A 7,893-nucleotide genomic window follows, 5' to 3' on the forward strand; every position below is an offset into this window, starting at 1 on the left:
ATTTTAACCCTAGTGGGCTAAGCCAAAAATAACGAACGCGGGGTAAAATACTTTAAAAACTGCCGAAACGGTGTCGTCATTTTAGCGACGGAGTTGCATTAGCCGTAAGCTTCACTGTAGATTAATTGCTCTAAGCCGCACTTTGTTTATCTCAGTGTTGATAACAAATCCAATTACGCCTAATACCGTCACTCAGTGACAAGGACCCAAAAATGACCAGCCCAATCCAAGCCGAAGCTTTGAGAAGAGTCGCAGCTGTATTTGATCAACATGTTCCTTTTCATAATCTACTCGGACTTGATATCAAACGTTACGACATTGATGGCGTCGAAGTGGTGATTAACATGAAGCCTGAGCTGATTGGTAATATCCACCAGCAAATCCTCCACGGCGGTGTGACAGCCACGGTACTCGATGTGGTTGGCGGACTCACGGCCTTTGCAGGACTGGTCGCCAGTCGTGATGATTGGACAGTCGAAGAGCTGCAGCAACGCCTGCAAACACTAGGCACTATCGATATGCGCGTTGATTATCTGCGGCCGGGACGCGGCCTCACCTTTACCGGGACGGGCAGCGTGATCCGTGCGGGTAATCGAGTTTCAGTATGCCGCATGGAACTACATAATGAGCAAGGCACGCATATCGCTTTTGGAACAGGGACTTATATGGTGGGTTAGGCGATTAAATTTAGATGTGTATTACTGCCTTAGGGCTCAAGATTGACTAAGGTAAACGTCCTGATTAACAGGATGGTTACTCACTTTAATCGCCCATTCAATTTTTTGTGGAGATATTCTGTAACGAAAAGAACACGGCGATGCCCTTGAGTCAGCGGTCAGACACACCTACAATCGCCACCTTGTTGTTCTTCGAAGATGTCTCATGCCAGATCTTGAATACCGCAAAGGGATCCTACTTGCCGTCAGTGCTTACTGTATGTGGGGTTTTGCGCCTTTATATTTCAAATTACTCAACCATGTTTCCGCCACCGAAATTTTGCTCCATCGAGTGATTTGGTCATTCGTGTTTATGCTGATCATTATGCAGTTTATCGGCGGTTTTTCTCGCTTACGCTTACTGTTTAAACAGCCTAAACAGTTGATGGTTCTTACCATTACTTCCATACTGATCGCGGGAAACTGGCTACTATTTATCTGGGCGGTAAATAACGATCACATGCTCGATGCCAGCCTAGGTTACTTCATCAATCCTTTACTCAATGTCTTACTCGGGATGTTATTTCTAGGCGAAAGATTGCGTAAACTGCAATGGTTTGCGGTTTCACTCGCCAGCGCTGGCGTATTGATCCAGTTAATCTCTTTTGGCTCGATTCCCATCGTCTCACTAGCACTCGCGGGCACCTTTGGTTTCTATGCACTGCTGCGAAAAAAGGTCAATGTGGATGCTAAGGCCGGATTATTGGTCGAAACCGCAGTGTTATTACCGGTAGCGCTGATTTATCTCGTCGCAACCTTAGACACTGCCACGGCGAGCATGCTGACTAACGATTGGCAATTGAATCTGATGTTAATGGCGGCGGGGATAGTGACTACCATTCCTTTGCTGTGTTTTGCAGGGGCAGCGGTACGTATTCCATTGTCTATGCTCGGCTTTTTCCAATATATTGGCCCGAGTATTATGTTTATCCTCGCGGTGAGTCTGTTCAATGAGCCCTTCGATGCCGAAAAAGGCGTGACCTTCGGCTTTATCTGGAGCGCGCTACTCGTCTTTACCTTAGATATGGCCTATAAACGCAAAACGGCGTGAGCATTATCACGCCGATAAACACAGTGGCAGAAGTGATGACATATGATGATTACTTCTGTAACTGTGCTAAAAACTCACTCCCTTGCGGTACTGTCAGTAATAAACTGTAGCCTTTAGTCGTTGGCACTAACACTAACTGCGATTTATCTGTTATCGCCAAAAATGCCCTGCCTTTCCCTTGTAGATTAAACCAACCCAATTGAAATCCTGGCATGCCTATACCATTCGTTTTAAATCTCGGCGTTAAATCTGCCTCTTGTTGCAAATCGACTATACGTGCCTCGGCGAGCAATAAATCCACACGGGATAACTGCACTTTATAGAAGGGAACATCCACTGTGAGCTCTGTATCGGTTAACACTAATTCGGCGCTATTCGATTGATAGAAGACCCAAGAAAATCCGCCCATCATCACCAGCAATATACCTAAACTCGCTGACTTCGCTATCTTAGGCATATTTTTTAGCCATAACATCAGTAAGATACCCGCTAAACCGAGCAATAAGACGATAAAACTGAAGATAGAGGTTTGGGTTAAAGGGGCGAGTTCAAAAAATTGAGGACTCATTGGCAGTATCTCCCGTGCAGTGAAGCCTTAATCTGCCAATAAAGACATATTATGTCAATAAAAATGCCAGCGCTAATATGAGTACTAGGCTGGCATTGATTAGATTGAGTTAGAACGGCTTAGAGATCGAGCGCGAGAATTTTTGAGCGGCGTTGATAGTTATACAACTGCTTTTTCTTCTGCGGCAGTGCTTCAACATCTTCAATCACAAAACCATGCTCTAAGAACCAGTGAATGCTCCGAGTTGTCAGCGCAAACAAGCGTGAATAACCGCGGTTTCTAGCCTGATTGATAATGTTCTTTAGCAGTAAACTGCCTCTGTCGGCATCGCGATAATCAGGATGCACCACCAAACAAGCAAACTCACCCGCATTGTCCTCTTCAAAAGGATAGAGCGCAGCGCAACCAATCACTAAACCGTCGCGCTCAATCAACATGAACTGTTCGATTTCAATCTCAAGCTGCTCACGACTACGACGCACCAGAATGCCTTGTTCCTCCAATGGACGGATAAGGTTCAACACACCGCCAATATCGGCGATCGACGCACAGCGTAAACGCTCAGCACTCTCAGTGACGATTTGTGTACCAATCCCTTCGCGGGAAAACAGCTCTTGTAGTAAAGCACCATCTTCAAGGTAGCTAACTAAATGACAACGTGGCACACCATTGCGGCAAGCATCGATACTGGCTTTGAGAAACGCCATAGTGCCAACACAAGCAGACCCTTGCTCGGCCAGCTTGTTCATGATGTTTTGCGCATCATTTGGCATCAACTCGGCAATTACATCGCCATTACGATCGAGAATACCGTTCTGTGAGCTAAAGCCGATCATCTTGTCTGCTTTAAGCTTAATTGCCACTTGAGTCGCGATTTCCTCAGCGGTGAGATTAAAGCTTTCACCAGTAACCGAAGCCGCAATCGGCCCCATCAATACGATGCAGTGATTATCTAACTGACGTTTTAAGCCTTGCACATCAATACGACGCACTTTGCCACTCAGGCAAAAATCCACACCATTATCCACACCCAGTGGTTGAGCAATCACAAAGTTGCCGCTCACTAAGTTAATTTGCGCACCTTGCATCGGCGTATTACTTAAACTCATGGATAAACGCGCTGTGATATCGAATTGCAGTGCACCCGCAACTTGCTTAATCACTTTGAGCGAATCTTCATCCGTGATACGCACACCGTCGTGGTAGGCAGGCGCAATACCGTTGGCGGCTAATGCAGCATCAATCTGCGGCCTAGCGCCATATACCAACACCACTTTGATCCCTAAACTGTGCAGCAGGGCGACATCATTTAAGATGGCGCGGAATTGATTTTGAGCCAAAGCTTCACCGCCAAGCATGACCACAAAAGTTTTACCTCTGTGAGCATTAACATAGGGGGCAGAATGACGAAATCCATCAACCAGTTCAGTGGTACGCACGCGTTATTTACACCTCATTTTTGAGCTGGCAGCGTCACTATGACACACCAGGAATGAATCGCTAACTTTCGCGTATGGTATTGCATTTTAATTCACATATAAAGAATTTATTCTCACTAAAGTGCAGATTTAATGATTTAAAGTGCTTAGAACCGCACTGTTTTATATTTTCAGCAAGTGTTCACACTTTTTTAACTTCACAAGGGATGATTCAGTTGCTTAAGTTTGCGAGGCAATTATCTCAACTTGATGACTAGCCACTAAAAAAATGCAAAAAAAAAGCCCCTTAAATAAGGGGCTTTTCTCGAAACACTAACCAAGGATTACTTGATTTTGGCTTCTTTGTAGATAACGTGCTGACGAATAACTGGATCAAATTTTTTGATTTCCATTTTTTCAGGCATGTTACGCTTGTTTTTTTCAGTTGTGTAGAAGTGACCAGTCTTAGCTGTAGAAACTAATTTGATCTTCTCACGATTACCTTTAGCTTTAGCCATGATCTATTATACCTTCTCGCCACGGGCACGAAGTTCAGCAACAACAACTTCGATACCTTTTTTGTCGATCAGACGGATACCTTTAGTAGATACACGTAACTGTACGAAACGCTTTTCTTCTTCTAACCAAAAACGGTGGTTTTGTAGGTTAGGTAAAAAACGACGACGGGTCGCGTTTTTTGCATGCGAACGGTTGTTACCAACCATCGGCTTCTTGCCAGTAACTTGGCATACTCTTGACATGTCAATCTTCTCCAAAAACAATTTTAACGCTCGAGCATTAATGTGCCTCGTATGGCCGTCGCCCGAGGCACAAAGAGGGCGCATTTTATACACGATCACAGAGTGAAGATCAAGTGTTAGATTAATTAATCCAGCCTCGTTCTGCAAAAGAAACTATCTCTCGATCACCTACAACCATATGGTCCAACAAGGATACGTCTATGGTTGCTAACGCATTTTTTAATCGCTCAGTTATTCGTCGGTCAGCCTGACTGGGCTCGGCAATACCAGACGGATGATTATGACAAACTATAACTGCTGCGGCCTTTTTCTCCAGCACTAAGCTCACCACTTCACGTGGATACACTGATGCTGAGTCTATTGTGCCGCGGAATAATTCGACAAATTGAATCACTCTATGCTGGCTATCCAGCAGTAAAACTGCGAACACTTCATAGGAGCGATCGGCCAATTGTCGCATTAAATAGTCCCGAGTTAAATCGGGATTTGTCAAAACCTGACCTCTTTGCAGATTTTCCTGCGCTACACGCCGCGCTAATTCGGCCGCAGCTTGAAGCTGGGCGTATTTTACAGGTCCTACGCCCGGAAGTCGACACACCTGATTTCTTGGGGCACAGAGCAGGTTTCTGAGGCCGCCAAACTCGCAAATAAGCGACCTAGCAAGGTCAACCGCGTTTAATCCGGCTAAACCGTTACGCAGCAATACTGCCAGTAATTCAGCATCCGAGAGATGCGCAGCTCCTTTTTGTAACAGTTTATCTCTGGGACCTTCGCCCTCAGGCCAATCTTTAATCCCCATGTGACCTCCCTGTCATCTCACATATTTTCACTTTACTGAGTATGGACGAGATTTTTTGAACTGGGATAGTCACTAAAATTCACCACTTTGTGATATTGTTGCCGGCATTATTTCTATCTCGGATGATGTCTGTGAGTCTGACAAATAAAAACGTCCTGCTGGGCATTGGCGGCGGTATTGCGGCCTATAAAAGTGCTGATTTAGTACGCCGCTTGAAGGAGCGAGGCTTTGATGTGCGCGTGGTGATGAGCCAAAGTGCGATGGAATTTATCACGCCTCTGACGCTGCAAGCGTTGTCTGGACATCCAGTGGCATCTAGCTTGCTCGACCCCGCAGCAGAAGCAGCCATGGGTCATATAGAACTCGCTCGTTGGGCAGATCTCGTCATCATCGCCCCTGCAACCGCAAACCTATTGGCGCGGATTAATGCAGGCATGGCCGATGAGCTAATCACCACCACGTGTCTTGCCACTGAGGCACCTATCGCCCTGTGTCCGGCAATGAATCAGCAGATGTACCGTAATCTGGCTACACAAGCGAATTTAACTAGCCTCGCATCACGTGGTTTTACACTTTGGGGCCCCGCCAGTGGCAGTCAGGCCTGTGGTGAAGTCGGCCCTGGACGCATGCTCGAACCGCTAGAAATTGCCGAGCTAGCCAGTGATTTTTTTGCAACAAAAGAAGTCTCTGCGCAGCCTCTTGCAGGCCAGTCGGTGCTTATTACCGCCGGACCAACCCGTGAAGCAATTGATCCCGTCAGATACATTTCAAATCACAGTTCTGGAAAAATGGGCTTTGCACTGGCCAAAGCCGCGGCAGATATGGGTGCAGCAGTCACCTTAGTCTCAGGCCCAGTAAATCTCAGCACCCCAGAAGGCGTGACACGGATTGATGTTGAATCGGCGCAAAATATGCTCGATGCTGTTATGGATAACGTTGATAAAAAAGATATTTTTATTGGCTGCGCCGCCGTTGCAGACTACCGCATTAGTGATATTGCTACCTGTAAGATCAAAAAATCGACCGAAGAAATGCAACTTGCGCTGGTGAGGAATCCTGATATCTTAGCCACGGTTGCGAGCTTACCTAACCGTCCTTTTGTGGTGGGATTTGCCGCCGAAACCCATGATGTAGAAGCCTATGCGCACGATAAGCTCAAACGTAAAAACTTGAACATGATCGCCGCAAACGACGTTTCCATTGCTGGCCTAGGCTTTAATGCCGATGCTAATGCCCTGCGTGTTTTCTGGCCGCACGGCAGTCAAGATTTGCCTGCTACTGACAAACTCACGTTGGCACGGCAATTACTTTCGTTGATAGTGAAAGAAAAAACAAATACATGAAAACACCGATTGAATTAAAAATTCTCGACTCCCGTATCGGCTCAGAATTTCCTTTGCCCGCTTACGCCACCGCAGGCAGTGCAGGCATGGATCTTCGCGCCATGATAGACACGGCTTTAACCATAGCACCGGGTGAAACAGTGCTCATTCCCACGGGGATTGCTATTCATGTGGCCGACCCAGGACTTGCTGCGGTGATTTTACCGCGCTCAGGCCTTGGCCATAAACACGGTATCGTACTGGGGAATCTAGTCGGACTCATAGATTCAGATTACCAAGGCCCCTTAATGGTATCTTGTTGGAATCGTGGTGACAGTCCATTCACCTTAGAAATGGGCGATCGTCTCGCGCAACTGGTGTTTGTTCCTGTGGTACAAGCACAATTCAAACTCGTTGATGAGTTCGACAGCTCAGACCGTGGTGAAGGCGGATTTGGCCATTCAGGCACTAAATAATCCCCTAAGTCGTTATTGAGCCAAGGATACTGCAATGGCTGTAAGCCCAAAAATTAATCGTCGTGAACACATTCTGCAATGTCTAGCGCAGATGCTAGAAACCAACCCAGGACAAAGGATCACCACAGCGAAACTGGCCTCAGAAGTCGGTGTATCGGAAGCCGCCCTGTATCGCCACTTCCCGAGTAAAGCGCGGATGTTCGAAGGCTTAATCGAATTTATCGAAGAGTCGTTATTGTCGCGCATCAATTTAATCATGGATGACGAAAAAGACACCATGAAGCGCTGCCAGTTGGTACTGCAACTGCTGCTGATCTTTGCCGAGCGTAACCCAGGAATTTCCCGCGTTCTCAACGGTGATGCTCTACTCGGTGAAAATGAACGCCTGCGAAGTCGTATTGGTAACTTATTTGCCAAAATTGAAACCCAGTTAAAGCAAATTTTACGGGAAAAAACCCTGCGAGAAGGTAAAGGCTTCAACTTAGACGAAGCCATATTAGCCAATTTACTGTTAGCCTTTGCCGAAGGCCGCATCGCCCAATTTGTACGAAGTGAATTCAAACTCAAACCGACGACACACTTCGATGAACAGTGGCGTTTTATCCAGCATCAACTTTTACAAAGCTAATGATTTTTCAACATAAAGGACGGTAACTATCGTCCTTTATGTTCGGTATTCCTTCCTTGTTTCGCCCCATCTTTTGTTTTATCCTCGAAAAACATTTTAAGAACAAAAAACACAATGATTTTACAAGGATAATGGAATGGACCCATCCACTTTT

General features: G+C 46.1%; 10 protein-coding genes. 5 read left to right on the plus strand and 5 right to left on the minus strand.

Annotated features, from left to right (window positions below; all coding sequences use genetic code 11):
• Positions 1 to 212: 212 nt before the first annotated feature.
• Together AAA952_RS21150 and rarD are read left to right on the plus strand one after the other, a co-directional pair.
• Positions 213 to 677, plus strand: coding sequence for a thioesterase family protein (locus AAA952_RS21150; RefSeq protein WP_006079875.1), 465 nt, complete (start codon positions 213 to 215; stop codon positions 675 to 677).
• A 205-nt stretch (positions 678 to 882) separates the two neighbouring features.
• Complete coding sequence (gene rarD / locus AAA952_RS21155) at positions 883 to 1,767, plus strand: EamA family transporter RarD (protein ID WP_113941091.1); 885 nt, start codon at positions 883 to 885, stop codon at positions 1,765 to 1,767.
• Positions 1,768 to 1,816: 49 nt separating this feature from the next.
• Here the strand turns inward: rarD and AAA952_RS21160 are convergent, their stop codons facing one another.
• From AAA952_RS21160 to radC, 5 genes are all read right to left on the minus strand, one after another.
• The gene (locus tag AAA952_RS21160) at positions 1,817 to 2,335 is read right to left on the minus strand and encodes a PH domain-containing protein (RefSeq protein WP_338259413.1); all 519 of its coding nucleotides are present in this window, start codon (positions 2,333 to 2,335) and stop codon (positions 1,817 to 1,819) included.
• Positions 2,336 to 2,454: 119 nt separating this feature from the next.
• Entirely contained in the window at positions 2,455 to 3,774 is a 1,320-nt protein-coding gene (argA, locus tag AAA952_RS21165; RefSeq protein ID WP_105251176.1) for an amino-acid N-acetyltransferase, read from the minus strand.
• A gap of 323 nt (positions 3,775 to 4,097) precedes the next feature.
• Entirely contained in the window at positions 4,098 to 4,271 is a 174-nt protein-coding gene (rpmG, locus tag AAA952_RS21170; protein WP_006079871.1) for a 50S ribosomal protein L33, read from the minus strand.
• 6 nt (positions 4,272 to 4,277) lie between these two features.
• A complete protein-coding gene (gene rpmB / locus AAA952_RS21175; protein WP_006079870.1) occupies positions 4,278 to 4,514 on the minus strand; it encodes a 50S ribosomal protein L28 in 237 nt (78 codons plus the stop codon).
• Between the two features lie 121 nt (positions 4,515 to 4,635).
• On the minus strand, positions 4,636 to 5,313 hold the full coding sequence (gene radC, locus AAA952_RS21180) for a RadC family protein (RefSeq protein WP_113941095.1): 678 nt from the start codon (positions 5,311 to 5,313) through the stop codon (positions 4,636 to 4,638).
• A gap of 122 nt (positions 5,314 to 5,435) precedes the next feature.
• On the opposite strand from radC, the gene coaBC reads away from it, so the two are divergent.
• The 3 genes from coaBC to slmA are packed head-to-tail and all read left to right on the plus strand — an operon-like array spanning position 5,436 to position 7,739.
• The gene (coaBC, locus tag AAA952_RS21185) at positions 5,436 to 6,656 is read left to right on the plus strand and encodes a bifunctional phosphopantothenoylcysteine decarboxylase/phosphopantothenate--cysteine ligase CoaBC (RefSeq protein WP_338259424.1); all 1,221 of its coding nucleotides are present in this window, start codon (positions 5,436 to 5,438) and stop codon (positions 6,654 to 6,656) included.
• Entirely contained in the window at positions 6,653 to 7,111 is a 459-nt protein-coding gene (gene dut, locus AAA952_RS21190; protein ID WP_105251173.1) for a dUTP diphosphatase, read from the plus strand. Before coaBC ends, dut begins: the two co-directional genes overlap by 4 nt.
• A 34-nt stretch (positions 7,112 to 7,145) precedes the next feature.
• Positions 7,146 to 7,739, plus strand: coding sequence for a nucleoid occlusion factor SlmA (gene slmA, locus AAA952_RS21195; RefSeq protein ID WP_113941097.1), 594 nt, complete (start codon positions 7,146 to 7,148; stop codon positions 7,737 to 7,739).
• The last annotated feature ends 154 nt before the right edge of the window (positions 7,740 to 7,893 follow it).

This window comes from Shewanella sp. M-Br (genome assembly GCF_036245925.1).
In the GTDB taxonomy this organism is placed as follows: domain Bacteria; phylum Pseudomonadota; class Gammaproteobacteria; order Enterobacterales; family Shewanellaceae; genus Shewanella; species Shewanella oncorhynchi.